Consider the following 486-nt stretch of genomic DNA (forward strand, 5'->3'; position numbering starts at 1 on the left):
CGGCAAAGATTGTGGTGATTATATTGATGACCTGGCTTATTGCCCTGGGTGACACCACCCATATCGTGGTCGGTTCTGTTGAAATCCTCTATCTGGTGTTTAACGGTACGCTGCACTGGAGCGATTTCATCTGGCCCTTCGCACTACCTACTTTAGCGGGGAACATCTGCGGCGGCACCTTTATCTTCGCGTTAATGAGTCATGCACAGATTCGTAACGACATGAGCAATAAGCGTAAAGCAGAAGCACGCCAAAAAGCAGAACGTGCGGAAAACATTAAGAAAAATTATAAAAACCCGGCATAGATGGCGAGGGTTTAAGCAGTCGGGCGGCAGCGTACTTACCCCGCACTCCATTAGCGGGTATACTCATGCCGCATTGTCCTCTTAGTTAAATGGATATAACGAGCCCCTCCTAAGGGCTAATTGCAGGTTCGATTCCTGCAGGGGACACCATCCTTGTGTTTATCCCTAAAACCACATAAAA

General features: G+C 47.9%; 1 protein-coding gene and 1 tRNA gene. Both read left to right on the plus strand.

The features are described from left to right. The coding region (locus tag K0039_RS20870) for a formate/nitrite transporter family protein (protein ID WP_228106844.1) at nt 1-305 on the plus strand (305 nt) is incomplete at its 5' end. 75 nt (nt 306-380) lie between these two features. Continuing rightward, a tRNA-Arg gene (locus K0039_RS20875) sits at nt 381-455 on the plus strand. Nucleotides 456-486: the final 31 nt, after the last annotated feature.

The organism is Terrisporobacter mayombei, assembly GCF_020748465.1.
In the GTDB taxonomy this organism is placed as follows: domain Bacteria; phylum Bacillota; class Clostridia; order Peptostreptococcales; family Peptostreptococcaceae; genus Terrisporobacter; species Terrisporobacter mayombei.